The sequence below is a fragment of the Klebsiella sp. K47 genome (assembly GCF_051858335.1).
GTDB lineage: Bacteria > Pseudomonadota > Gammaproteobacteria > Enterobacterales > Enterobacteriaceae > Klebsiella > Klebsiella pneumoniae.
Genome location: NZ_JBPYUI010000013.1, coordinates 17,020 through 41,556, shown reverse-complemented (window position 1 = coordinate 41,556; position 24,537 = coordinate 17,020). Strand labels below are relative to the sequence as shown.

Genomic DNA, 24,537 nt, shown 5'->3' with positions numbered 1-24,537 from the left:
TATGCCGCATTTTATCGCCGAGTGTAGCGACAATATCCGCGAACAGGCCGATTTACCGGGCCTGTTCGCCAAAGTCAACGAGGCGCTGGCCGCCACCGGTATCTTTCCGATTGGCGGCATTCGTAGCCGCGCCCACTGGCTCGATACCTGGCAGATGGCCGACGGCAAGCATGATTACGCCTTCGTGCATATGACCCTGAAGATCGGCGCCGGGCGCAGCCTTGAGAGCCGTCAGGAGGTGGGCGAAATGCTTTTCGCGCTGATCAAAGCCCACTTTGCCGCGCTGATGGAGAGCCGCTATCTGGCGCTGTCGTTCGCCATGGAAGAACTCGACCCGACGCTGAACTACAAACAGAACAACGTGCACGCGTTATTTAAATAATGTGCAAATTGCCCGGTGGCGCTGCGCTTACCGGGCCTACAACGGCCATGAATTTGTAGGCCGGATAAGCAAAGCGCCATCCGGCAATGCAATGCCACAGGAATCTCTATGCTCGATAAACAGACCCGTACCCTGATTGCCCAGCGGCTGAACCAGGCCGAAAAACAGCGTGAACAGATCCGCGCGATCTCGCTGGATTATCCGTCGATCACCATTGAGGACGCCTACGCCGTCCAGCGCGAGTGGGTCGAGATGAAGATCGCCGAAGGCCGCGTGCTCAAAGGCCACAAGATCGGCCTGACCTCTAAAGCGATGCAGGCCAGTTCGCAGATCAGCGAGCCGGACTACGGCGCGCTGCTCGACGATATGTTCTTTCACGACGGCAGCGATATTCCCACCGACCGCTTTATCGTGCCGCGTATTGAAGTCGAGCTGGCCTTCGTGCTGGCCAAACCGCTGCGCGGCCCGAACTGCACGCTGTTTGATGTCTACAACGCCACCGACTACGTTATCCCGGCGCTGGAGCTTATCGACGCGCGTTGCCACAACATCGACCCGGAAACCCAGCGTCCGCGCAAAGTGTTCGACACTATCTCCGATAACGCCGCCAACGCCGGGGTGATCCTCGGCGGCCGGCCGATTAAACCGGACGAGCTCGACCTGCGCTGGATCTCCGCCCTGCTGTATCGCAACGGCGTGATTGAAGAGACCGGCGTCGCCGCGGGCGTACTCAATCATCCGGCCAACGGCGTGGCCTGGCTGGCCAACAAACTGGCACCATACGATGTCCAGCTCGAAGCCGGGCAGATTATCCTCGGCGGCTCCTTCACCCGCCCGGTCCCGGCGCGCAAGGGCGATACCTTCCACGTCGACTACGGCAACATGGGCGCCATCAGCTGCCGCTTTGTTTGAGGAGAGCAACATGAACAACACATTTAAAGAGGCGCTCAAGGCCGGGCGTCCGCAAATCGGCCTGTGGCTTGGGCTGTGCAGCAGCTACAGCGCCGAACTGCTGGCCGGCGCGGGCTTCGACTGGCTGCTGATCGACGGCGAACACGCGCCCAACAATGTACAAACGGTGCTGACCCAGCTTCAGGCCATTGCGCCCTACCCCAGCCAGCCGGTGGTGCGTCCGTCGTGGAACGATCCGGTACAAATTAAACAACTGCTGGACGTCGGCGCGCAAACCCTGCTGGTGCCGATGGTGCAGAACGCCGAAGAAGCGCGGCTGGCGGTCAGAGCCACCCGCTACCCGCCTGCCGGCATTCGCGGCGTCGGCAGCGCGCTGGCCCGCGCCTCGCGCTGGAATCGTGTCCCGGACTATATCCACCGGGCCAATGACGCCATGTGCGTACTGGTGCAGATTGAGACCCGCGAAGCGCTGAAAAATCTGCCGCAGATCCTCGATGTCGAAGGGGTGGATGGCGTGTTTATCGGCCCGGCGGATCTCAGCGCTGATATGGGCCACGGCGGCAACCCACAACACCCGGAAGTGCAGGCCGCCATTGAAGATGCCATCCAGCAAATCCGCCAGGCCGGAAAGGCGCCGGGGATCCTGATGGCCAATGAACAGCTGGCGAAACGCTATCTCGAACTGGGCGCGCTGTTCGTCGCCGTCGGCGTCGATACCACCCTGCTGGCCCGCGGCGCAGAAGCGCTGGCGGCCCGTTTTACCCACACCGCAACCACCACAACCGATAACAATAAATCCGTCTATTGAACGGATAATGTGGAGCGCAACATGACTACCTCTACCCTGCAACACAATGATAATAAAGCCGTTGAAGTAGAAAACCGGGTGATCAAAAAGCTGTTCCGCCGCCTGATCACCTTCCTGTTTGTTCTCTTTGTTTTCTCATTTTTGGATCGCATTAATATCGGCTTCGCCGGCCTGACGATGGGCAAAGATCTCGGCCTGACCTCCACCATGTTCGGCCTGGCGGCGACGCTGTTCTACGTCACCTACGTGTTGTGCGGGATCCCCAGCAATATCATGCTGGCGAAAGTTGGCGCGCGCCGCTGGATCGCCGGGATCATGGTGGTCTGGGGGATCGCCTCGACCTGCACCATGTTCGCCACCAGCCCGCATACGCTGTACATCCTGCGCATGCTGGTCGGCATCGCCGAGGCCGGTTTTCTGCCGGGGATCCTCGTCTATCTGACCTGGTGGTTCCCGGCCTACCATCGCGCCCGCGCCAACGCCCTGTTTATGATCGCCATGCCGGTGACCATGATGCTCGGCTCGATACTTTCCGGCTATATCCTGGCGCTCGACGGCCTGTGGAACCTGAAAGGCTGGCAGTGGCTATTTCTGCTGGAAGGCCTGCCGTCGGTGGTGCTCGGCGTCGTCACCTGGTTCTTCCTCAACGACACGCCGGATAAAGCCAACTGGCTGGACAACGAAGAGAAACAGGCGCTGAAGGCGATGATCGATCGCGAACGGGAACATGCGGCGATCGTCCCGGCTTCGCCGCGTTCCACGCTGCGCGAAGTACTGACGCCAGCGGTGTTGATGTATACCCTCGCCTACTTCTGCCTGACCAATACCCTCAGCGCCATTAATATCTGGACGCCGCAGATCCTGCAGAGCTTCAACACCGGCAGTAGCAACATCATGATTGGCCTGCTGGCGGCGATCCCGCAGTTCTGCACCATTTTCGGCATGATCTGGTGGAGCCGCCGCTCCGACCGGCGCAAAGAGCGCAAGATGCATACCATCCTGCCCTACCTGTTCGCCGCGGCGGGTTGGCTGCTGGCTTCGGCAACGCACCACAGCCTGATCCAACTGATCGGCATTATTATGGCTTCGGTGGGATCCTTTACCGCGATGGCCATTTTCTGGACCACCCCGGATCGGGTGATCAGCCTGCAATCGCGCGCGGTGGCGCTGGCGGTGATCAACGCCATCGGCAACGTCGGCTCTGCCGTCAGCCCGCTGTTGATCGGCATTTTGCGCGATACCACCGGCAGCTTTAGCTCCGGGCTGTGGTTTGTCGCCGGGTTGTTGATCGTCGGCGCGCTGGTGCTCACCCGCATTCCGATGAGCCAGCGCGAGGACGCCGCCGCCGCGCCGGGCTTAGCGGCGCAAAAAGGCCACTAAGGAGCGGGTATGTGCCAGCATTCAATCGCCAACATCGACATCAATAAAGATTACGACGAGAGTCTGGGCACCGAAGAGGTGCACTATCAGTCGTTTGCCCGCATGGCGGCCTTTTTTGGCCGCGACATGCAGGCGCATCGCCACGACCGCTATTTCCAGATGCACTACCTTGATACCGGACAGATTGAGCTGCAGCTTGATGACCACCGCTATTCGGTGCAGGCGCCGCTGTTTGTGATAACGCCGCCCTCGGTGCCGCACGCCTTTATTACCGAGTCCGATAGCGATGGTCACGTGTTGACGGTGCACGAAGAACTTATCTGGCCGCTGCTGGAGGTGCTTTATCCCGGCACGCGGGAGACCTTCGGCCTGCCGGGGATCTGCCTGTCGCTGGCGGATAAACCCGACGAGCTGGCGGCGCTGGCGCACTACTGGCAGCTGATTCGCCGGGAGTCCACCGCCCAGCTGCCGGGGCGGGAGCATACCCTGGCGCTGCTGGCGCAGGCGGTATTTACCCTGCTGCTGCGCAACGCCAGGCTCGACGATCATGCCGCCAGCGGGATGCGCGGCGAGCTGAAGCTATTCCAGCGCTTTAACCAGATGATCGACAGCCACTACCATCAGCACTGGACGGTACCGGATTACGCCAGGGAGCTGCATCTGACCGAATCGCGGCTGACCGATATCTGCCGCCGCTTCGCCAACCGTTCGCCGAAGCGGCTGATATTCGACCGCCAGCTGCGCGAGGCGAAGCGGCTGCTGCTGTTTTCTGATAGCGCGGTTAATGAGATAGCCTGGCAGCTGGGGTTTAAAGACCCTGCCTATTTTGCGCGCTTTTTTAGCCGCCAGGTCGGCTGCTCGCCCAGCAGCTACCGGGCGCAAAAAGTACCTGTATCGTAATACCCCGGCGGCGCTGCGCTTGCCTGGGCTATAGACCGTAGGGCGGGTCAGCGCCGCGCCAGCCGGTAAAAGTTGCAGAGATCACAAAATTCACTCCCGCCTGAAAAGTACCCGCCGTTGTCGCAAACGTCCCTTCACGACAAGCGCCATAACCGCTTCAATTAAACAACAAAAACAAAACATATATTTAACATCATTATTCCGATAAATACTGAAGAGGCCCCTATGAAACCTGAAGATTTCCGCGCCGACGCGAAACGCCCGTTAACTGGCGAAGAGTATTTAAAAAGCCTGCAGGATGGCCGCGAAATTTATATCTACGGCGAGCGCGTGAAAGACGTCACCACGCATCCGGCCTTCCGTAATGCCGCGGCCTCCGTCGCTCAGCTGTACGATGCGCTGCACAAACCGGAGATGCAGGATTCCCTGTGCTGGGGCACCGATACCGGCAGCGGCGGCTACACCCATAAATTCTTCCGCGTGGCGAAAAGCGCCGACGATCTGCGCCAGCAGCGCGACGCCATCGCCGAATGGTCGCGCTTAAGCTACGGCTGGATGGGCCGCACCCCAGACTACAAAGCCGCCTTCGGCTGCGCGCTGGGCGCCAACCCGGCGTTTTACGGCCAGTTCGAGCAGAACGCCCGCAACTGGTACACCCGCATTCAGGAAACCGGCCTGTACTTTAACCACGCTATCGTCAACCCGCCGATTGACCGCCACAAGCCAGCTGATGAAGTGAAGGATGTCTACATCAAGCTGGAAAAAGAGACCGATGCCGGGATCATCGTCAGCGGCGCGAAAGTGGTCGCCACCAACTCGGCGCTGACCCACTACAACATGATCGGCTTCGGCTCCGCACAGGTGATGGGCGAGAACCCGGACTTCGCGCTGATGTTCGTCGCGCCGATGGATGCCGAAGGCGTCAAGCTTATCTCCCGCGCCTCCTATGAGATGGTCGCCGGCGCGACCGGATCGCCGTACGACTATCCGCTTTCCAGCCGTTTCGACGAGAACGACGCGATTCTGGTAATGGATAAGGTGCTGATCCCATGGGAGAACGTACTAATTTATCGCGACTTTGACCGCTGCCGTCGCTGGACCATGGAAGGCGGTTTTGCCCGCATGTACCCCCTGCAGGCCTGCGTGCGTCTGGCGGTAAAACTGGACTTTATCACCGCCCTGCTGAAACGCTCTCTGGAATGTACCGGCACCCTCGAATTCCGCGGCGTGCAGGCCGACCTTGGCGAAGTGGTGGCGTGGCGCAATATGTTCTGGGCGTTAAGCGATTCTATGTGCTCGGAAGCGACGCCGTGGGTCAACGGCGCATGGCTGCCGGATCACGCCGCGCTGCAGACCTATCGCGTGATGGCCCCGATGGCCTACGCCAAGATCAAGAACATCATCGAGCGCAACGTCACCAGCGGCCTGATTTATCTGCCGTCCAGCGCCCGCGATCTGAACAACCCGCAGATCGATCAGTATCTGGCGAAGTACGTGCGCGGCTCCAACGGTATGGATCACGTTGAACGTATCAAGATCCTCAAACTGATGTGGGACGCCATCGGCAGCGAATTTGGCGGCCGCCATGAACTGTATGAGATCAACTACTCCGGTAGCCAGGATGAAATTCGCCTGCAGTGTCTGCGCCAGGCGCAGAGCTCCGGCAATATGGACAAAATGATGGCGATGGTTGACCGCTGCCTGTCCGAGTACGACCAGAACGGCTGGACGGTGCCGCATCTGCACAATAACGCTGATATCAACATGTTGGATAAGCTGCTGAAGTAATTCACAGCGGGAGGTCATAATGCAATTAGATGAACAGCGCCTGCGTTTTCGCGATGCCATGGCCAGCCTGTCGGCGGCGGTTAACGTTGTCACCACCGCAGGCGAAGCCGGCCGCTGCGGCATTACCGCCACGGCGGTGTGCTCGGTGACGGATACGCCGCCATCGGTAATGGTTTGTATCAACGCCAACAGCGCGATGAACCCGGTGTTTCAGGGTAACGGCAAGTTGTGCATCAACGTGCTGAACCACGAACAGGAAATCATGGCCCGTCATTTCGCCGGGATGACCGGGGTGACGATGGAAGAGCGGTTTGCCCTCAGCGGCTGGCAGCAGGGCGCGCTCGGGCAGCCGGTGCTGAAGGGCTCGCTGGCCAGCCTCGAAGGCGAAATTAGCCAGGTGCAAACCATCGGTACCCACCTGGTGTATCTGGTGGAGATCCGCAATATTACCCTGAGCCCGCAAGGGCACGGCCTGATTTACTTTAAACGCCGTTTCCATCCGGTGATGATGGAAATGGAAGTGGCAGTCTAAAATCCGCGCCCAGGTTTACTTATCGCCCGATACGTAAACCTGGCGCTTAATATGCGTCATCTCCCCCGCCAGCCTTATTCAACAGCGCGACATGAAGCCCAATCAAAACGTCCACCGCCGCGGAAATTTTGTTCCCGGTAGTCAGCAGGTAATGTTAAGTGCCAGCCTTTTCGCCTGGCGGTACAGGCAATAACCGGAAATTGCGAATAATCTATAGCGTCATGAATAAATTGTTGTTTACCTATATTTGTTAAAAAAGCGTCTCCCCGATTCCAGATAGCTTTTTTTAACTTGATATTCCAGGTCTGATAGCTTTCACCAGCAATTGTATAACCTTCACCTTCAGGCGCTTTTTTGGTCCAGTCAATCTCGCCGCCATCGTATAAATATTGCCATACAGCATAGCGTTCAAGGGTAAACTGGCTGGGTAAAGTACTGACATTTTTAGAATCGATTTTATCGAGTAATTGCGGATTCGCTAACAGTAGCGCCATGGCTTTATGCATGTAACCCAACATAATATCGGGATGTTCGGGCACTCCCTCTTCTGCTTCAAACAAAGAGATATAAGCGAGATAGAGCGCATCATCACGCACTTTTTGACCGTTCGCCGCGGCGTTGGCGACGATTTTCGCCGCCCGATATTGTAAACTTCCCCAGGATTCCTCACCGCTAACAGGCCTGTAGCGATTATTGTATTTTTCTCCCGTCAGGTAGCCCTGAGCTGCATTTAAATCGTTAGCGTTTAACGCCGATTTAGCGCGCTGATGGTCGGATAAGGTCATTATATTGCGCCCCGTATTTCTGGCAATATAATACGACTGACGACAATCAGAAAGGATCATAACCATAATGACCATGGCAATAATTCTAAAAAAAATCTTATATATTCTCACCGTTAAGTCCTTTAATTTATTTATAAATATAATGTTTGGAAACTTGTCTCGGTTCGATGTATAGCAAAACGGTTACCCGACCTTTTTTATAAGTACGTTGCCAGGTTGAACAATTTGTTATTTTATTCAGATCTAATCTTTTATTATACCACTCCTGCTGTTTTGCAATGCAGGCGGAAAGACTTTGATAGAATTTCCCTTTTTCTGCAATGAACTCTTCTTTGATTGTCGCTGGCCCATATTCTCGATCAAGAACCTTAACTTCCTCATTATATAAGGCGAGTGCTTCCCGGCCATCATCAACTTTATAGGCCTGCTGACTGGAATCAACATCAGCGCTAACAAAAACACTTTTCAGCCCTTTATTCTTATCGAAATAAAGCTTCATCTCCTGATATTTCAACGCCCCCACTTCCTGGGGAGTCAGCGTTGAGATAATCAGATCCGGGTCTTTTCCGGCATAATTGATATCTGATACCTCCAGAGAATATAAAGGCGTGTTTCTGGCCTCATCGTAACTCATCCCCCAGCGCAAATTATAAGGGGCTGCCGGCTCATCAACAGCCTGATGTATCTCTCTTGCATGAGCATATGTTAAGTAAAAAGCACTGGCGATGATCATTATCTTTACAAATTTCATAACTCGAATTCCCTTTGTTAAACGCTATCCATACGACATGGCAAAGTCAGCATAATATCAAAATACCTCTACTTGAAATAAAGATAGTGATCTGCGGGTGATAAAAACCGTTATCCTCAGTTTGAAAGCATATCTTTGAGATGCGCAGAATAATATTGTGAGCTTAATCACACATTTACGCGCTCTCGTACTCATATCTAACCGCTTACCCCCGCAAGTAACCGCTTAACCCCCTATACAACCACTCACCGATTTACCCAACTTTACGCGCGCGCTGTTCTGGCAAGATCGGAGGCAGCCTAGCTAATCAATACCTCCATCAACCCTTACTTAAAACCAGACGGCTTCGGCCAATTATTCATCTAATTAACGCCAGGTTTTACTATGGATACCAAAAAACTATTCAAGCACATACCCTGGGTGATTCTTGGAATCATCGGGGCATTTTGCCTCTCAGTCGTCGCCCTGCGCCGCGGTGAGCACGTCAGCGCCCTGTGGATCGTCGTCGCATCGGTTTCTGTGTACCTCGTCGCCTACCGTTATTACAGCCTGTACATCGCGCAGAAGGTGATGAAGCTTGACCCGACGCGCTCCACGCCGGCGGTCATTAATAACGATGGCCTGAACTATGTGCCAACCAACCGCTACGTGCTGTTTGGCCACCACTTTGCCGCGATCGCCGGCGCCGGCCCGCTGGTTGGCCCGGTACTGGCCGCGCAGATGGGCTATCTGCCGGGCACCCTGTGGCTGCTGGCCGGCGTGGTGCTGGCGGGCGCGGTACAGGACTTCATGGTGCTGTTTATCTCCTCGCGGCGTAACGGCGCCTCGCTGGGCGAGATGATTAAACAGGAGATGGGGCCGGTTCCGGGCTCTATCGCCCTGTTCGGCTGCTTCCTGATTATGATCATCATCCTCGCGGTGCTGGCGCTCATCGTGGTGAAAGCGCTGGCGGAAAGCCCGTGGGGCGTGTTTACCGTCTGCTCGACGGTGCCTATCGCCCTGTTTATGGGGATCTACATGCGCTTCCTGCGCCCAGGCCGCGTCGGTGAAGTGTCGGTTATCGGTATCGTGCTGCTGGTGGCCTCTATCTGGTTCGGCGGCGTGATTGCCCACGACCCGTACTGGGGCCCGGCGCTGACCTTTAAAGACACCACCATCACCTTTACCCTGATTGGCTACGCGTTTATTTCCGCCCTGCTGCCGGTATGGCTGATTCTGGCGCCGCGCGATTATCTGGCCACCTTCCTGAAAATCGGCGTGATCGTCGGCCTGGCACTGGGGATCGTTATCCTTAACCCGGACCTGAAAATGCCGGCGGTGACCCAGTACATTGATGGTACCGGCCCGCTGTGGAAAGGCGCGCTGTTCCCGTTCCTGTTTATCACCATCGCCTGCGGCGCGGTCTCCGGCTTCCACGCGCTGATCGCCTCCGGCACCACGCCGAAGCTGCTGGCCAACGAAACCGATGCCCGCTTTATTGGCTACGGCGCGATGCTGATGGAATCCTTTGTTGCAGTTATGGCGCTGGTTGCGGCCTCGATTATCGAACCGGGTCTCTACTTCGCGATGAACACCCCGCCGGCGGGCCTGGGCATCGTTATGCCAAACCTGCATGAAATGGGCGGTGAAAACGCGGCGATGATCGCAGCGCAGTTGAAAGAAGTCACCGTCCACGCGGCGGCGACCGTCAGCTCCTGGGGCTTTGTGATTTCACCTGAGCAGATCCTGCAGACGGCGAAAGATATCGGCGAACCTTCGGTACTGAACCGCGCTGGCGGCGCGCCGACGCTGGCCGTCGGTATCGCCCACGTATTCCATAAAATCATCCCGATGGCGGATATGGGCTTCTGGTACCACTTCGGTATCCTGTTTGAAGCGCTGTTTATCCTCACCGCGCTGGATGCGGGTACCCGCGCAGGCCGCTTTATGCTGCAGGATCTGTTGGGTAACTTCGTGCCGTTCCTGAAAAAAACCGACTCGCTGGTCGCCGGGATTATCGGTACCGCCGGCTGCGTCGGGCTGTGGGGCTACCTGCTGTATCAGGGCGTGGTCGACCCGCTGGGCGGCGTGAAGAGCCTGTGGCCGCTGTTCGGTATCTCTAACCAGATGCTGGCCGCCGTGGCGCTGGTGCTTGGCACCGTGGTGCTGGTCAAGATGCAGCGCACCAAATATATCTGGGTCACCGTTATCCCGGCGGCATGGCTGCTGCTGTGCACCACCTGGGCGCTGGGCCTGAAGCTGTTCAGCAGCAACCCGCAGATGGAAGGCTTCTTCTTTATGGCTCAGCAGTATAAAGAGAAGATTGCCGCCGGCGGCGAGCTGACCGCGCAGCAGATCGCCAACATGAACCATATCGTGGTCAACAACTACACCAACGCCGGCCTGAGTATTCTGTTCCTGGTGGTGGTGTACAGCATCATCTTCTACGGCATCAAAACCTGGCTCAATGTCCGCAACAATAAGGTGCGTACCGACAAAGAGACTCCGTACGTGCCGGTACCGGAAGGCGGCGTGAAGACCTCGTCACATCATTAACCCTGATGCCGGATAGCGCTACGCGTATCCGGCCTACCAAAAGCGCATTAACGTAGGCCGGATATGGCGCTAGCCGCCATCCGGCTTTATTCGTTATCTGGAACTTATAATGTTTGGTAACTTAGGTCAGGCAAAAAAATATCTCGGTCAGGCGGCAAAAATGCTGATTGGCATTCCGGATTACGACAACTACGTCACGCATATGCAAACCAACCATCCGGATCAGCCGTACATGACTTATGAAGAATTCTTCCGCGAACGTCAGCAGGCCCGCTACGGCGGCGACGGCAAAGGCGGCGTACGCTGCTGTTAATGGAGGCAATAATGGCACCGATTGCAGTCACCCTACTCACCGGTTTTCTCGGCGCAGGAAAAACCACCCTCCTGCGCCATATCCTCAATGAGCAGCACGGTTTCAAAATCGCCGTAATTGAAAACGAATTCGGCGAAGTCTCCGTTGACGATCAGCTGATCGGCGACCGCGCCACGCAGATTAAAACCCTGACCAACGGCTGTATCTGCTGTACACGCTCCAACGAACTGGAAGACGCCCTGCTCGATCTCCTCGACAGTCGCGATCGCGGCGAAATCGAGTTTGACCGGCTGGTGATTGAATGCACCGGCATGGCCGACCCGGGGCCGATTATCCAGACCTTTTTCTCCCATCAGGTGCTCTGCGAGCGCTATCTGCTGGACGGCGTGATCGCCCTGGTGGATGCCGCCCATGCCGACCAGCAGATGGATCAGTTCACCATCGCCCAGTCGCAGGTCGGCTACGCGGACCGGATTCTGTTAACCAAAACCGACGTCGCCGGCGACACCGAAAAGCTGCGTGAACGGCTGGCGCGCATTAACGCGCGGGCGCCGATTTATACCGTCATTCACGGCGATATCGATTTAAGCCAGCTGTTTAACACCAGCGGTTTTATGCTGGAAGAGAAGGTTGTCAGCGCCACACCGCGCTTTCATTTTGTGGCAGAAAAACAGAATGACGTCTCGTCGATTGTGGTCGAGCTCGACTATCCGGTGGATATCAGTGAAGTTTCACGGGTAATGGAAAATCTGCTGCTCTCCTTCGCCGAGCAATTGATGCGTTATAAAGGCATGCTGTGGATCGACGGCGAGCCAAATCGCCTGCTGTTCCAGGGCGTGCAGCGCCTCTACAGCGCCGACTGGGATCGCCCGTGGGGCGATGAAACGCCGCACAGCACGCTGGTGTTTATCGGCATTCAGTTGCCGGAAGAGGAAATTCGCGCGGCGTTTGCCGGGTTACGACGCTAACCTGCCCGCCTGCGCCCTAAGGCGCAGGCCCCCTTCTCTCTGAGACCTCGTCAAAAACAGGGACCAAACGTCGGCAACGCGTCGAAAAATGTAAAGCAACGTTTTAATAAGTAACAGTAGAAACATTTTTGGAAATTATAAGAAACTGAATGAATAGGCCCCTTAATAATTAATGACTGCTCTGTTCAGTTTCTGTTTAGCCCACCAATTAAACCACGGCTAAACAGGCTAAATTTGCTGATTGACCTCGCCGTAACCAAACGTCATTACAACATTTTCAAAATACCTTCCTGACAAAACCAGCATAAAAAATCGACGCAAGTCACATTTGCAGAGATAAACATCGCTTGTTAAGGTGCCCTCAGACAACTTTATTGACGAGGAGTAAACCATGAGAAAGCTTAACATCCTTATTCTTGCAGCCCTGACCGCGGTCTCTGGTTCCGCCATGGCGGTGGGGTTTACCGTTGAACAGGGTAAAAACTTCACTAATCTGAATATGGAAATGGGTAAATCCTCTTCTGGCCTGTACGCCGAAAGCCACTGGCTGAAGAATACCGATGATGGTAGCCAGACCGGCGGCGTGGGCGCGGGTTACAACCTGGAAGTGGGCCCGGTGATGCTCAACGCCGGCGCGAAAGCCATCTACATCGGGCCGAAAAAAGGCGATAACGGCGTCGCGTTTCCGGTCGGCGGCGGGGTGAACGTGGCCCTGACCGACAGCATCCACGTGTTTGGCGAAGGGTATGTCGCGCCGGATGGTCTGAACAACAGCGTGAAAAACTATGTTGAAGCGAACGGCGGCGTGAGCTGGTCTCCGATTGGTCCAGTGACGTTGAAAGTGGGTTACCGCCATGTAAGCGTTGACGGTAAAGAGGGTCGCCCGAACCACACCCTGATTGATGGCGCCTATGTGGGCGGCGGGGTCACCTTCTGATTATGATCAACGCCCCGCGATAAAGTTAAGGTGCGCTGAGCATTAGCCATAAAAAAACCTGCCGAATGGCAGGTTTTTTTATGGCCGGGTCATAGGCTTAGCGGCGCACCACCACCAGCTTCTGGTTCACAAACTCTTTGATGCCGAGATCGGAGAGCTCCCGTCCGTAACCGGAACGCTTCACGCCGCCAAACGGCAGCTCCGGCGCGGTATCGGTGAGCCAGTTGATATAAACCATTCCGGTTTCAATGGCGGAGGCCATCCGTTTGGCGCGTTCGATATCCTGACTGAACACCGCGCCGCCCAGACCATAGTGGGAATCATTGGCCAGCTGGATTGCCTCCTCATCGTTTTTCACCACGTAGATCTGCGCCACCGGGCCAAAGAACTCTTCGAAGTACGCCGGATTATCACGGGTGATACCGGTCAAAATGGTGGGTTCAAAGAAATTGCCTTCTCGAGCCACCGCTTTGCCGCCCAGATGCAGCTTAGCGCCATTTTTCACCGCCTCGTCCACCTGTTTGCTTAGGGTATCCAGCGCATCTTTGGAAGAGAGCGGCCCCAGCGTGGTGCTTTCATCCAGCGGATCGCCGATTTTCACCTGGCGAAACGCCTCGCTAAATTTTGTCAGGAACGCATCCGCGATATTTTCGTGCAGGATAAAGCGCTTGGCAGCGGTACACACCTGGCCGGCGTTGTTCAGCCGCGCCTGGACGCCGATTTTCACCGCGCGCTCCAGGTCGGCATCGTCCAGCACGACAAACACATCATTGCCGCCCAGTTCCAGCGTTGATTTCTTAATATGCTTCGCCGCCTGCGCCGCCACCACGCTGCCGGCTTTCTCCGACCCCGTTAGCGCCGCGCCCTGCACGCGATCGTCAGCGATAATCTTCGCCACCTGATCCTGGGAGATAAACAGGTTGGTCCACGCCCCCTCCGGAGCGCCGGCCTCACGCACCAGATGGGCAAAGGTCTCCGCGCAGTGCGGCACAATGCTGGCGTGTTTGGCGATAACCGGGTTACCGGCCGCCAGGTTTGGCGCCAGGACGCGCATCAGCTGGTAATAGGGGAAGTTCCACGGCTCCACCGCCAGTAAGACGCCAATGGGATGGTGCTCAACCCAGGCTTCACCCAGTTCGGAGGGATACTTCACCGGCGCCAGGAACGATTTGGCGTTATCGGCGTAATAGCGGGCGATCTGCGCGCAAAGTTTCACTTCGCCGCGGCTCTGCTTAATGAGTTTCCCCATCTCCTGGCTAGCGATTTTTGCCAGCTCCTCCGCCCGGCTATCGATCAGATCCGCCAGCTTATGCAGTACCGCCAGCCGCGGTTCAATATCGCCTTTTGCCCAGGCAGAATGGTAGAGCGCATCCGCCTGCTGCAGCGCCGCCTCCACGTCCGCATCGCTGTGCGCCGGGTACGTTTTAATAAGCTGATTGTTCGCAGGATTCACCGTCTGATAGGCCATATCGCATGTCTCCTTGTTATCGCTACTAAGGCAGTCAAAAATGCCGTTAAGGATATTAAGGGTAGTCGAGATGGCTGGCGATGCGGGTAAAGTTAGGTATATCCGGAATATTCCATAACGAGGCTAACCGGGGCGACCGTCAGGCCGCCCCGGCGTTATCAATGCGCCAGCGCGGCGATCTCGTCGGCGGTCAGGCCGGTGATTTTCACCACCGTCTCGCGGGCAATGCCGTCAGCCAGCATCCTCTGGGCAATGCGCAGCGCCTCGGCATGCTGTCCTTCTTGTCTGCCTTCTTGTCTGCCTTCAAGCCGGCCTTCCCGTTTGCCTTTTCTGCGGCCCACTTCCTGTAATCTTTCAGCAATAGTCATCAATCTCTCCCTGTGCTGAGGAACCCGTTGCGCCACTTCGTGGATAAACCGGCCAAAGCGGCGCGCGTTGCCAGTCTGCAGCAGATAATTAAACAGCGTTTTTAGCTGTCTGTCATTAGCGTCCCCGCTAAGTAAAATCGTCGTCAGTTGCTCAACAATGCCCATTAAATCGCGCTGGCGAATATGCTTCTGTATCAGCTCGAGTAATGCCACGCGCCGGTGGCGAACGATCTCATCGTCGGGGATCACCGTGACATCCACCAGCGGAAAGGGCGAGATATAAAGCTCACTCGCCAGCTGTGGATCGGCAAAACAGTCCAGCCAGTTGAGTGACCACGGGTATGGCGTGGTCGCTCCGTGATAGAACAGCATCGGCACCACCAGCGGCAGTTTTGTATGACCGCCATCAAGATGGCGCTGCATCGCGGCGATGGCGTAGCGCATCAGGCGGAAGGCCATCTGCGCATCCGGCGAGCTCTGATGTTCGATAACCACATAAATGTAGCCCTCGCCAGACGCGGTTTTGAGTGACCACAGCACATCGGAGTACCAGGCCCGCAGGCTCTCCTCGATAAAGCTTGCCGACTCCAGCTGTAAGGTATCGAGGTCGCAGTGCTGACGCAGCGCAGGCGGTAGATGGATCGCCAGAAAATCGCGCGCGGTGTCGGCCTGAGTGAGGAACTGTTTAAACACCGCATCATGCGGCGTCGAGGTGGTGCCCTTTGCCATCGGCTCATCCCTGCCTGCTTATCCTGCAGGGACTCTACATCCCATGAATGTCTCTGGCACCCCGGAAACCGGGATTTTACATTCCGCTACGAAAACATATTTCCCCGGACTGCAAGCGTGACATCCTTTTTCGACGCGGTACGCAAATCCAGGCGGGCGACAGCCTCGGCGCAGCATGCTATAAACGGCTTATCCCCGCAGCAAAGGCCAAAGCAGTGAACCATACCCGAGATATTCCCCAAACCTTCTGGCGAGACGATCGTCTGCCGTGGCTGGAGCTGCGCAGCACCTGGCGCAGCCGCCAGGCCTATAAGCGCCACAGCCACCCCCAGCTTTCAGTAGGGGCGATTATCGAGGGGGAAACGCGCTGCCTGTGCGCTGGCCAGGAGTACCTGCTGCAACCCGGGGATCTGATCGTGATCCCGCCGCACGCGCCGCATAGCTGTAATCCGCTGCATGGCAGGCCGCGCAGCTATCACATGCTTTACCTGGACGCGACATGGTGCCACGCGCAGCGCCCGGATATTCCCCCTGGCGCCAGTATCACCTCGCCGCAGCCGCTGCTGCGCGACAGCCCTCTCTTTGCCAGTTTCCAGCAGGTTGTCGCCCTGATGAGCCGCGGGCGCCTTGAACAACTGCCCGCCCGGCTGGCGCAACTCCTGCACGCGCTGCCGCTGTGCGCCGCCGCGCCGCAGGCGCCGCATCACGCCAGCGCCCTGCTGTTTCAGTGCCTGGCGATGGATCTGCCGGCGTCGCCGTCGCTGGATAAGCTGGCCCACGACAGCGCGCTTCGTAAAGAGACCGTTATCCGCGCCGTGAAACAAGATACCGGCCTGACGCCTGCCAGTTTGATCAACATGGCGCGCATCGAATATGCGAAAACGCGCTTACGCGCCGGGGATCCTATCGCCGACGTCGGCTATCAGGCCGGCTTTGCCGATCAGAGCCATTTCCATAAAACCTTTGTCAGCTATACCGCCGCCACGCCGCGGCAGTATGCGCAAAGCAGATCAATATCTGACAATAAGTAATACGCCACCTGGCGTAGGGTGGCCTCTGCACCATTATCGAGGCCACTATGCATACCTTATCGACGCTCTTTCCCGCCGTCTTCCCGGCGCTAGCCCTGTCCCACTTTGTCGCTCTGCTCAGTCCGGGCCCTGATTTTTTTCTGCTGATCGGCTACGCCGTGCGCTACCGGATCCGCGGCAGCATCGGATTGTGTCTCGGCATCGCCGCAGGCAATGCGCTGTATATTGTGCTCGCCATCGTCGGCTGGGGGCTTCTGCGCCAGGCGCCGCTGCTTTTTTTGCTCATCGAGCTGCTGGGGGCGGGCTATTTATTGTGGATTGGCAGCCTGCTGATACGCAGCCGTCCCGCGACGCTGGCGATGGAGAGCGTTCGCGCAGCGCGTCCGGGGTTCGGCAGGCAGCTGCTGCTGGGGCTGGGGTCATCGCTGCTCAACCCCAAAAACGCCCTGTTTTATCTGGCGCTGATGACTTCCCTGCTCGGGCCGGCTGTGACCCTGCTTCAGCAAACGGTGAGCGGGCTGTGGATGGTCAGCGTGGTGTTCTTCTGGGATTTACTGCTGGTGAGCGCGATTGCGCTGCCGCAGATACAGCGCCGCCTGGGCGCCATCGTCTGGCGAGTCGAGCGGGCGGCGGGGGCGATCCTGATGCTCTTCGGCCTGGGGATTATCTGGCGATTTTTGCACGACCTCGCCGTCAGGCTATATGCTTAAGCATATGGAAAAACTCGCTGAACTGAAACGCGCCAAACTGCTGGCGCTGTCGCTGCTGCTGATTGCAGCCGCCATTTTTATCACTACCCTCGCGCTACCACCGTCGCCTTGGGTCGGTGCGCTAAAAGCTATTTCCGAAGCGGCGATGGTCGGGGCGCTGGCCGACTGGTTTGCGGTCGTGGCTCTGTTTCGCCGTATTCCGCTGCCCTTTGTCGCCCGCCATACGGCGATTATTCCGCGCAATAAAGACCGCATCGCCGACAACCTCGGCCGCTTTGTCGAGGAAAAGTTCCTTGATACCCCGTCGCTGGTCGCGCTGATCCGCCGCTATCAGCCAGCCCTGATGCTCGGCAACTGGTTCAGCCAGCCGGAGAACGCCCGACGGGTCGGCCAGCACCTGCTGCAGGTGATGAGCGGTTTTCTCGAACTGACCGATGACGCGCGCATTCAACGTCTGCTGCGACGCGCGGTGCATAAGGCTATCGATAAGGTCGACCTGACGCAGACCAGCGCCATAATGCTGGAGGGACTGACCCGCGACAATCGCCATCAAAAGCTGCTCGATTCGCTGATAAACCAACTGATCGCCCTGCTGCAGCGCGACAGCTCCCGCGCCTTTATCGCCCGCGGCATCGTACACTGGCTGGAGACCGAACACCCGCTGAAGGCCAAACTCCTACCCACCGAGTGGCTCGGCGAGCACAGCGCTGAGATGGTCACCGACGCGGTGAATACCCTGCTGGACGAGGTGACTCACGACCGTACGCATCAGATCCGTCAGACTTTTGACCGCGCCGTGCAAAAGCTTATCGATAACCTGAAATCCGACCCGGATATGGCGCAGAAGGCCGATAACATCAAAGCCTGGCTAAAAAATGATGAGACCTTTAACCACTATCTTGGCGAAGTATGGGGCGACCTGCGCGGCTGGGTAAAAAACGATATCAGCAGCGACGACTCACGTATTAAGCAGCGCATCGCCGAGGCGGGGCAGTGGTTCGGTGAAACCTTACTCCGCGACGACGCGCTGCGCGAATCGCTTAACGAACACCTGGAGCAGGCGGCGCACCGGGTGGCGCCGGAGTTCGCCGCCTTCCTCACCCGCCATATCAGCGACACAGTGAAGAGCTGGGACGCCCGCGATATGTCGCGGCAGATCGAGCTCAATATCGGTAAAGATCTGCAGTTCATCCGCATCAACGGTACCCTGGTGGGGGGAACCATCGGCCTGTTGTTGTGGCTGCTCTCGCAGATCCCCTCGCTGCTGCATCTGCATATTGGTTAGCAATGATACTATCCGAACAATAGCGCTGATAAATATTCCACAGGGAGGGCGAAATGATGCACAGGATTTCCCACTGGCTGAGCCGACACGCCGCCGCGCTGTTCTTCCCGGCGGCGTTAATTCTGTATGATTTTTCCGCTTATCTCACTACCGATCTGATCCAGCCGGGGATCCTGCACGTGGTGCGGGATTTCAATGCTGATGTGGCGCTGGCTCCGGCCTCGGTGAGCCTGTATATGGCCGGCGGCATGGCGCTACAGTGGCTGCTGGGGCCGCTCTCTGACCGGATAGGACGGCGTCCGGTGCTGCTCACCGGCGCGCTGATTTTCACCCTCGCATGCCTGGCGACCCAGTTCACCACCTCCATGACGCAGTTCCTGATTGCCCGCTTCGTGCAGGGCACCAGCATCTGCTTTATCGCCACCGTCGGCTACGTCACCGTACAGGAGGCCTTTGAGGAAAAAAGATCGATCAGACTGATGGCGGTGATCACCTCCGTCGTGCTGGTGGCGCCGATCGTCGGCCCGCTCTCCGGCGCGGCGCTGATGCATTTCATTCACTGGAAAGCGCTGTTCGGCATTATCGCCGCCATGGGATTGGTGGCCTGGCTCGGCCTGCTGTTGACCATGCCGGAGACGGTGCGCCGCGGCGATGTGCCGTTCAGCCCCCTGGGCGTGCTGCGCGATTTTCGCAACGTCTTTCGCAACCGCATCTTTTTACTCGGCGCCGCCACGCTGTCGCTGAGCTATATTCCGCTGATGAGCTGGGTGGCGGTATCGCCAGTGATTTTAATGGACGCCGGCGGACTGACCACCAGCGAGTTCGCCTGGAGCCAGGTGCCGGTCTTCAGCGCCGTTATCATCGCCAACCTGTCGGTGGCGCGCTGGGTAAAAGACCCTACCCGCCCGCGCTTTGTCCTCAGCGCGGTGCCGGTACAGATGCTCGGCCTGGCCATCCTGATCGCTGGCAATCTGGTATGGCCCCACGTCTGGCTGTGGTCGGTGCTCGGCACCTGCTTCTACGCCTTCGGCATCGGGCTGATTTTCCCGACGCTGTTTCGCTTTACCCTCTTTTCCAACGACCTGCCGAAAGGCACGGTCTCCGCCTCGCTGAATATCGTGATCCTCAGCGTCAGCGCGTTATCAATTGAAGGCGCGCGCTGGCTGTGGTTCCATGGCGGCAGACTCCCCTTCCACCTGTTGGCGGTGGCCGCCGGGATTGTCGCCGCCTGCTGCCTGGCCGGACTGTTACGCCACCAGCGCGGACAAGCGGTGATCGAAGCCCGGCAGTCGTGAGCCCTTTTACGGAGAAAGCCCCATCATGAATGACATTGAACTCAGCCAGGCGCAGCGCGACCTGCTGCGCGACAGGCTCAGCAAGTACTGCGCAGAGACCTTCGACCTCGAACTGGAGCAGTTTGACGCCGAATTTTTCGTCGACTTTATCGCCAAAGAGCTGGGGCCGCTGTTTTACAACGCCGGTATCGAAGAGGCCATCCGCACCCATCAGGCATGGAGCGAGCGTATCCAGGAAGAGATGGATTTGAAAAAGGTCTATTAACACCGCGTACAGACGCAGGAGATCAATAAAACCCTGCATACACCATGGCTATAATGGCGACTCTTTCAGCATCTCCCGTGTACGGGGAAGGAAAACCATGTCGCTTATCACCGATCTACCCGCCATTTTTGACCAGTTCTCAGAAGCTCGCCAGAAGGGCTTTCTCACCGTCATGGATCTTAAAGAGCAGAACGTACCGCTGGTGGGCACTTACTGCACCTTTATGCCCCAGGAGATCGCCATGGCGGCGGGCGCCGTTGTCGTCTCGCTGTGCTCAACCTCCGATGAAACCATCGAGGAAGCGGAAAAAGATCTCCCGCGCAACCTCTGCCCGCTTATCAAAAGCAGCTACGGCTTCGGCAAAACCGATAAATGTCCCTACTTCTATTTCTCTGACCTGGTGGTTGGGGAAACCACCTGCGACGGCAAAAAGAAAATGTATGAGTACATGGCCGAGTTCAAGGCGGTCCACGTCATGCAGTTGCCGAACAGCGCCAGCGATGCCGCCTCGCGCGCACTGTGGAAAACGGAGATCCTGCGCCTGCAGCAGGTGATGGAGGCCCGGTTTGGCACGCCGATTAGCGAGGCGGCGCTGCGCGAAGCCATCGTGTTGAAAAATCGCGAGCGCCGGGCGCTGGCCCACTTTTATCGTCTCGGGCAGCTCAATCCGCCGGCGCTCAGCGGCGGCGACATCCTGAAAGTGGTGTACGGCGCCACTTTTCGTTTCGACAAAACCGCCCTGATTGATGAACTGCATGCCATGGCGGAGCGCATCCATCAGGAGTGGCAGCAGGGTAAACGGCTGGAACCTCGTCCGCGGATCCTGATCACCGGCTGCCCGATCGGCGGCGCGGCGGAAAAAGTGGTCCGCGCCATCGAGGAAAACGGCGGCTGGGTGGTCGGCTATGAGAACTGCACCGGCGCGAAAGCGACCGAGCGCTGCGTGGCGGAAGAGGGTGACGTCTACGACGCCTTAACCGATAAATATCTCGCCATCGGCTGCTCCTGTATCTCCCCCAACGACCAGCGTCTGCAGCTGCTGAGCCAGATGGTGGAGGAGTATCAGGCCGACGGGGTGATCGACGTCATTTTGCAGGCCTGCCATACCTATGCCGTGGAATCGCTGGCGATTAAACGCCATCTGCGCCAACGGCACGATCTTCCTTACATGGCGATTGAAACCGACTATTCGACAGCGGACCTCGGCCAGCTCAGCACCCGCGTCGCCGCCTTTATCGAAATGCTGTAAGGAGCTGGCGTGAACTATACGGTTGGCATTGATTCCGGCTCCACCGCCACAAAAGGCATCCTGTTGGCGGACGGCGTCATCGTGCGCCGCTTCCTCTGCCCCACCCCCTTTCGCCCCGCCGACGCCATCCACGAGGCCTGGGAGACACTGCGCGCTGGCCTCACGGAGACGCCTTTTTTAACCCTCACTGGCTATGGCCGCCAGCTGGTGGATTTTGCCGATAAGCAGGTGACGGAGATCTCTTGTCACGGCCTCGGCGCCCGCCTGCTGGCGCCGGACACCCGCACGGTGATTGATATCGGCGGCCAGGACAGCAAAGTTATCCAGCTGGACGCCAGGGGCAACCTCAGCGACTTCCTGATGAATGACAAATGCGCCGCCGGCACCGGCCGCTTTCTGGAAGTCATTTCACGCACCCTCGGCGCCAGCGTCGAACAACTGGACGCCATTACCGACGGCGTGGAACCGCACGCCATTACCAGTATGTGCACGGTGTTTGCCGAATCGGAGGTCATTAGCCTGCGGTCGGCCGGTGTCGCGCCGGAGGCGATTCTGGCGGGGGTGATTAACGCCATGGCCCGGCGCAGCGCGAACTTTATTGGCCGCTTATCGGCGCAGGGGCCGCTGCTGTTTACCGGCGGCGTCAGCCACTGCGCCGCCTTTGCCCGGATGCTGGAAAGCCATGTCGGCATGGCGGTGACAACCCATCCCGACGCCCAGTTTGCCGGGGCGATCGGCGCGGCGCTGATCGGCCAGCGCCAGCGGAGGCGCGGATGACAACGTTTCTGTTTTTATTTCACTCCACGGTGGGGGTGGTGCGGATGCGCAAAGCCCTGCAGGCGGCGGGAGTGGCCTTCGAGGTCAAAGATATACCCCGCCAGCTGCGCAGCGGCTGCGGGCTGTGCATCCTGCTGGAGGGGACGGAAGCCGATGCGCGAGGCTGGATCGTCCCGGAACAGACGGCGGCGCTGTATCAGCAGAACGGGGAAGCATGGCGCTGTCTCGCCACCTTCCCACCTGCAGGTTAATCGCTCACCACAAAACGCGTCGCCGCGAAACAGTTCAGCAGGCGGTGCATGAGAAAAACCAGGGTCAGCGTCACCACCAGCGAGACCGTCACCGAGGTGATGCGGTACAGATCGCTGAACACCAGATCCTGATACGGATGCAAATTCTGGCCGAACATAATGCCGATGGTAGTGATGCTGGCGAAGCCCACCCCGGCGCCCACTTTCTCCATCACGTGGAGGCGGGCGCTGAAGGCCAGCCCGAGACCAATCAGCGGCATCATCAGGATCATGTGGTTGCTGAAATCATAGATAATCAGCTGCACCACCAGTATATAGAGACAGGCCAGCACCACCCCGACGACGCGCCAGATCGAGCTGATCACCGCCCCACGATAGTGCATCGGGAACAGGATCAGGATCCCGGCCATCAGCGCCGACAGCGAGTCGCTGAGATCGCAGATCTGAAACACCACAAAGATGATCGTCGCTACCGTACCGGAGAGCAGCGACTCATGACGGATGCGGGCGGCGTCTTTCTCAATCCGCGGCGGCGGCTTGCGCGGTTCGACGTCCGGGATCAGGTAATGCAGCAGCGCGCTCAGCGCCACGGCCATCACGCAGGCTTCCATATTGGAGAACATCAGGGTGTGCCAGTTGCTGGTGGGATAGCTCATAAAGTTGAGCATCGTGCTCTGGCACACCACCCCCATTGATCCCAACAGGAACAGCGGTCCCTGGCTCATAAAGCGGAAACGCATCACGTACAGGGCAAACACCACCAGGGTCATGATCACCGGCCACTGCGACAAATAGCCGACAATTAGCACCATTTCGACACAGTTTACCGCCGCGCTAAATATAAACTGGCGGGCGACGTGCAGGTTGAACATCGGTACCAGCGACATCAGCATCAGCGGATAAACGACGAAAAATACGCCGTACTGTACGTCGTAGAAGGTGGAGATGCTGAGCGCAATGGTCCCGGCCACGGCGATACGCACCGTCTGGCGAAAATCATTCGCCGTGTAGACGATATTGCCGTGCGGGGTAAAGACATGCGCCAGGGTATTAATAGACATAGTGCAACCAGCTCACCAGGTGGATCTGCAGGCCGGCGAAGGTGCGGGCGAAAGGTCCCTCGCTATTGTACAGCTGCACCGTGGCGCGAGCGCCGGTCGGCAGCGGTTTGTCCAGCGGCTGATCCAACGCGACGTGAATGCGCATCCGCTGGGCGTCGCGCACCCAGCGGGTGGACTGCTCCGGCTGCGACAGCTGGCCGTTCACCGCCTCCTGTCCCGCCAGAATCCCGGCGTCGCTGCTGGTCACGTGCGCCGGGAAGACTTGACCCGGCAGGGCGTCAAAGACCACCGCCGCATCGGTATTCACCGCGGTGTGGCGCAGGCTTTTTTCGCGGAAGTCGGCGACGATGTCAGTGTTGTTGTTAACCAATGCCAGCACAGCCGTCGCCGCGGTGGCGTAGATCCCCGGGTTCAGCTGCAGGTTGCTGACCATGCCGTCAGTTTCCGCACGCACTTTGGTCCAGGCCAGGTTCAGCTGCGCCTCCTCCAGCGCATTGCGGTATTTTTGCAGGGTGACGTTGCGCTTATCGTCGCGCTCGCCGCGCTGGATCAGCAGGTTCTGGATCTGCGCGTTCAGCGCCGAGACCGACTGCTCGCTGGTCTGCCAGGTGGTTCGCACCTTATCGAGGTCGGACTGCGAGACGTTCTGCATCGTACTCAAGCGCTGGTAGCGATCGAGCGTGACCTTATCGTTACGCGCGGTGTACTGCGCGGTGCGCAGGTTGGCGCGGGCGGCGGCGATTTGCGCGTCCAGCTGCTGGTTGCTCAGTTTCGCCTGCTCGAGGGCGATCTGCGCCGCTTCAACTTTATTAATGAATGGCGTTGGGTCGAGCTCATACAGCAGGTCGCCCTTTTTCACCTGGCTGTTGTTGTGCACGTAGACGTGCGAGACATAGCCGGAGACCCGCGACGAAACCGGGGTCACCACGCGCATGACGGTGGAGTCCGGCGTCAGCGGGATCCAGATATCGGCAACGATAAACCAGGCGAATATTCCCAGAAAAGCGGCAATACTCACCCGTACCCAGCGGGCAAATTTTTGTTCAGGCGTCATCAT

25 protein-coding genes are annotated in these 24,537 nt (G+C 58.0%); 19 read left to right on the top strand and 6 right to left on the bottom strand.

Annotated features, from left to right (window positions below):
- The first annotated feature begins 1 nt into the window (after position 1).
- The 7 genes from RRF55_RS14235 to RRF55_RS14205 all read left to right on the top strand — a co-directional run bounded on the left by RRF55_RS14235 (position 2) and on the right by RRF55_RS14205 (position 6,702).
- Complete coding sequence (locus RRF55_RS14235; protein ID WP_015368431.1) at positions 2–382, top strand: 5-carboxymethyl-2-hydroxymuconate Delta-isomerase; 381 nt, start codon at positions 2–4, stop codon at positions 380–382.
- Positions 383–490: 108 nt separating this feature from the next.
- Entirely contained in the window at positions 491–1,294 is an 804-nt protein-coding gene (hpaH, locus tag RRF55_RS14230) for a 2-oxo-hept-4-ene-1,7-dioate hydratase (protein WP_002887487.1), read from the top strand.
- Positions 1,295–1,304: 10 nt separating this feature from the next.
- Entirely contained in the window at positions 1,305–2,102 is a 798-nt protein-coding gene (gene hpaI / locus RRF55_RS14225; protein ID WP_032415909.1) for a 4-hydroxy-2-oxoheptanedioate aldolase, read from the top strand.
- 21 nt (positions 2,103–2,123) lie between these two features.
- A complete protein-coding gene (gene hpaX, locus RRF55_RS14220; protein ID WP_002887477.1) occupies positions 2,124–3,482 on the top strand; it encodes a 4-hydroxyphenylacetate permease in 1,359 nt (452 codons plus the stop codon).
- 9 nt (positions 3,483–3,491) lie between these two features.
- Positions 3,492–4,382: a 4-hydroxyphenylacetate catabolism regulatory protein HpaA gene (gene hpaA / locus RRF55_RS14215; RefSeq protein ID WP_064153136.1), complete on the top strand. Its 891-nt coding sequence runs from the start codon at positions 3,492–3,494 to the stop codon at positions 4,380–4,382.
- 225 nt (positions 4,383–4,607) lie between these two features.
- Positions 4,608–6,170 carry a 4-hydroxyphenylacetate 3-monooxygenase, oxygenase component gene (gene hpaB, locus RRF55_RS14210; RefSeq protein ID WP_002887473.1) on the top strand — a complete coding sequence of 521 codons (1,563 nt, stop codon included), beginning with the start codon at positions 4,608–4,610 and terminating at the stop codon, positions 6,168–6,170.
- A 19-nt stretch (positions 6,171–6,189) separates the two neighbouring features.
- Complete coding sequence (locus tag RRF55_RS14205; RefSeq protein ID WP_002887467.1) at positions 6,190–6,702, top strand: 4-hydroxyphenylacetate 3-monooxygenase reductase subunit; 513 nt, start codon at positions 6,190–6,192, stop codon at positions 6,700–6,702.
- Positions 6,703–6,776: 74 nt separating this feature from the next.
- Here the strand turns inward: RRF55_RS14205 and RRF55_RS14200 are convergent, their stop codons facing one another.
- Positions 6,777–7,487, bottom strand: coding sequence for an ascBF operon repressor (locus tag RRF55_RS14200; protein ID WP_002887465.1), 711 nt, complete (start codon positions 7,485–7,487; stop codon positions 6,777–6,779).
- Between the two features lie 127 nt (positions 7,488–7,614).
- Positions 7,615–8,238 carry a hypothetical protein gene (locus tag RRF55_RS14195; RefSeq protein ID WP_009485366.1) on the bottom strand — a complete coding sequence of 208 codons (624 nt, stop codon included), beginning with the start codon at positions 8,236–8,238 and terminating at the stop codon, positions 7,615–7,617.
- A 384-nt stretch (positions 8,239–8,622) separates the two neighbouring features.
- On the opposite strand from RRF55_RS14195, the gene RRF55_RS14190 reads away from it, so the two are divergent.
- The 4 genes from RRF55_RS14190 (at position 8,623) to RRF55_RS14175 (ending at position 12,991) form a co-directional block, all read left to right on the top strand.
- Complete coding sequence (locus RRF55_RS14190; protein WP_002887454.1) at positions 8,623–10,773, top strand: carbon starvation protein; 2,151 nt, start codon at positions 8,623–8,625, stop codon at positions 10,771–10,773.
- Positions 10,774–10,882: 109 nt separating this feature from the next.
- Positions 10,883–11,086 (top strand): YbdD/YjiX family protein, encoded by a 204-nt coding sequence (locus RRF55_RS14185; RefSeq protein WP_002887451.1) that lies wholly within the window; start codon positions 10,883–10,885, stop codon positions 11,084–11,086.
- 11 nt (positions 11,087–11,097) lie between these two features.
- On the top strand, positions 11,098–12,054 hold the full coding sequence (gene yjiA / locus RRF55_RS14180) for a GTPase (RefSeq protein ID WP_004222432.1): 957 nt from the start codon (positions 11,098–11,100) through the stop codon (positions 12,052–12,054).
- Positions 12,055–12,445: 391 nt separating this feature from the next.
- Positions 12,446–12,991: a YfaZ family outer membrane protein gene (locus RRF55_RS14175; RefSeq protein WP_023285791.1), complete on the top strand. Its 546-nt coding sequence runs from the start codon at positions 12,446–12,448 to the stop codon at positions 12,989–12,991.
- Between the two features lie 97 nt (positions 12,992–13,088).
- Here RRF55_RS14175 and RRF55_RS14170 read toward each other — a convergent pair whose 3' ends face one another.
- Both RRF55_RS14170 and RRF55_RS14165 read right to left on the bottom strand, forming a co-directional pair.
- On the bottom strand, positions 13,089–14,459 hold the full coding sequence (locus RRF55_RS14170) for an NAD-dependent succinate-semialdehyde dehydrogenase (protein WP_004146105.1): 1,371 nt from the start codon (positions 14,457–14,459) through the stop codon (positions 13,089–13,091).
- A gap of 158 nt (positions 14,460–14,617) precedes the next feature.
- A complete protein-coding gene (locus tag RRF55_RS14165; protein ID WP_021313605.1) occupies positions 14,618–15,556 on the bottom strand; it encodes an Rpn family recombination-promoting nuclease/putative transposase in 939 nt (312 codons plus the stop codon).
- Positions 15,557–15,771: 215 nt separating this feature from the next.
- Here RRF55_RS14165 and RRF55_RS14160 point away from each other — a divergent pair, with 215 nt between their 5' ends.
- The 8 genes from RRF55_RS14160 (at position 15,772) to RRF55_RS14125 (ending at position 22,419) form a co-directional block, all read left to right on the top strand.
- Positions 15,772–16,587, top strand: coding sequence for an AraC family transcriptional regulator (locus RRF55_RS14160; RefSeq protein ID WP_021313606.1), 816 nt, complete (start codon positions 15,772–15,774; stop codon positions 16,585–16,587).
- A 47-nt stretch (positions 16,588–16,634) separates the two neighbouring features.
- Complete coding sequence (locus tag RRF55_RS14155; RefSeq protein WP_020805198.1) at positions 16,635–17,297, top strand: LysE family translocator; 663 nt, start codon at positions 16,635–16,637, stop codon at positions 17,295–17,297.
- Entirely contained in the window at positions 17,290–18,582 is a 1,293-nt protein-coding gene (locus RRF55_RS14150; protein WP_019724788.1) for a DUF445 domain-containing protein, read from the top strand. Before RRF55_RS14155 ends, RRF55_RS14150 begins: the two co-directional genes overlap by 8 nt.
- A gap of 53 nt (positions 18,583–18,635) precedes the next feature.
- Complete coding sequence (gene mdtM / locus RRF55_RS14145; RefSeq protein WP_021313607.1) at positions 18,636–19,877, top strand: multidrug efflux MFS transporter MdtM; 1,242 nt, start codon at positions 18,636–18,638, stop codon at positions 19,875–19,877.
- Positions 19,878–19,902: 25 nt separating this feature from the next.
- Positions 19,903–20,142 (top strand): DUF2164 domain-containing protein, encoded by a 240-nt coding sequence (locus RRF55_RS14140; RefSeq protein ID WP_002887416.1) that lies wholly within the window; start codon positions 19,903–19,905, stop codon positions 20,140–20,142.
- A 97-nt stretch (positions 20,143–20,239) separates the two neighbouring features.
- Positions 20,240–21,391, top strand: coding sequence for a double-cubane-cluster-containing anaerobic reductase (locus tag RRF55_RS14135; RefSeq protein WP_021313608.1), 1,152 nt, complete (start codon positions 20,240–20,242; stop codon positions 21,389–21,391).
- 9 nt (positions 21,392–21,400) lie between these two features.
- Positions 21,401–22,168 (top strand): putative 2-hydroxyacyl-CoA dehydratase activator YjiL, encoded by a 768-nt coding sequence (gene yjiL / locus RRF55_RS14130; protein WP_023313907.1) that lies wholly within the window; start codon positions 21,401–21,403, stop codon positions 22,166–22,168.
- The gene (locus tag RRF55_RS14125; protein WP_004177546.1) at positions 22,165–22,419 is read left to right on the top strand and encodes a DUF3343 domain-containing protein; all 255 of its coding nucleotides are present in this window, start codon (positions 22,165–22,167) and stop codon (positions 22,417–22,419) included. The genes yjiL and RRF55_RS14125 overlap by 4 nt, the downstream gene beginning before the upstream one ends.
- Here RRF55_RS14125 and RRF55_RS14120 read toward each other — a convergent pair.
- Both RRF55_RS14120 and RRF55_RS14115 read right to left on the bottom strand, forming a co-directional pair.
- Positions 22,416–23,480 (bottom strand): DUF2955 domain-containing protein, encoded by a 1,065-nt coding sequence (locus RRF55_RS14120; RefSeq protein WP_002887411.1) that lies wholly within the window; start codon positions 23,478–23,480, stop codon positions 22,416–22,418. The two genes, RRF55_RS14125 and RRF55_RS14120, sit on opposite strands and share 4 nt — an antisense overlap.
- Positions 23,470–24,537: an HlyD family secretion protein gene (locus tag RRF55_RS14115; RefSeq protein ID WP_002887394.1), complete on the bottom strand. Its 1,068-nt coding sequence runs from the start codon at positions 24,535–24,537 to the stop codon at positions 23,470–23,472. The genes RRF55_RS14120 and RRF55_RS14115 overlap by 11 nt, the downstream gene beginning before the upstream one ends.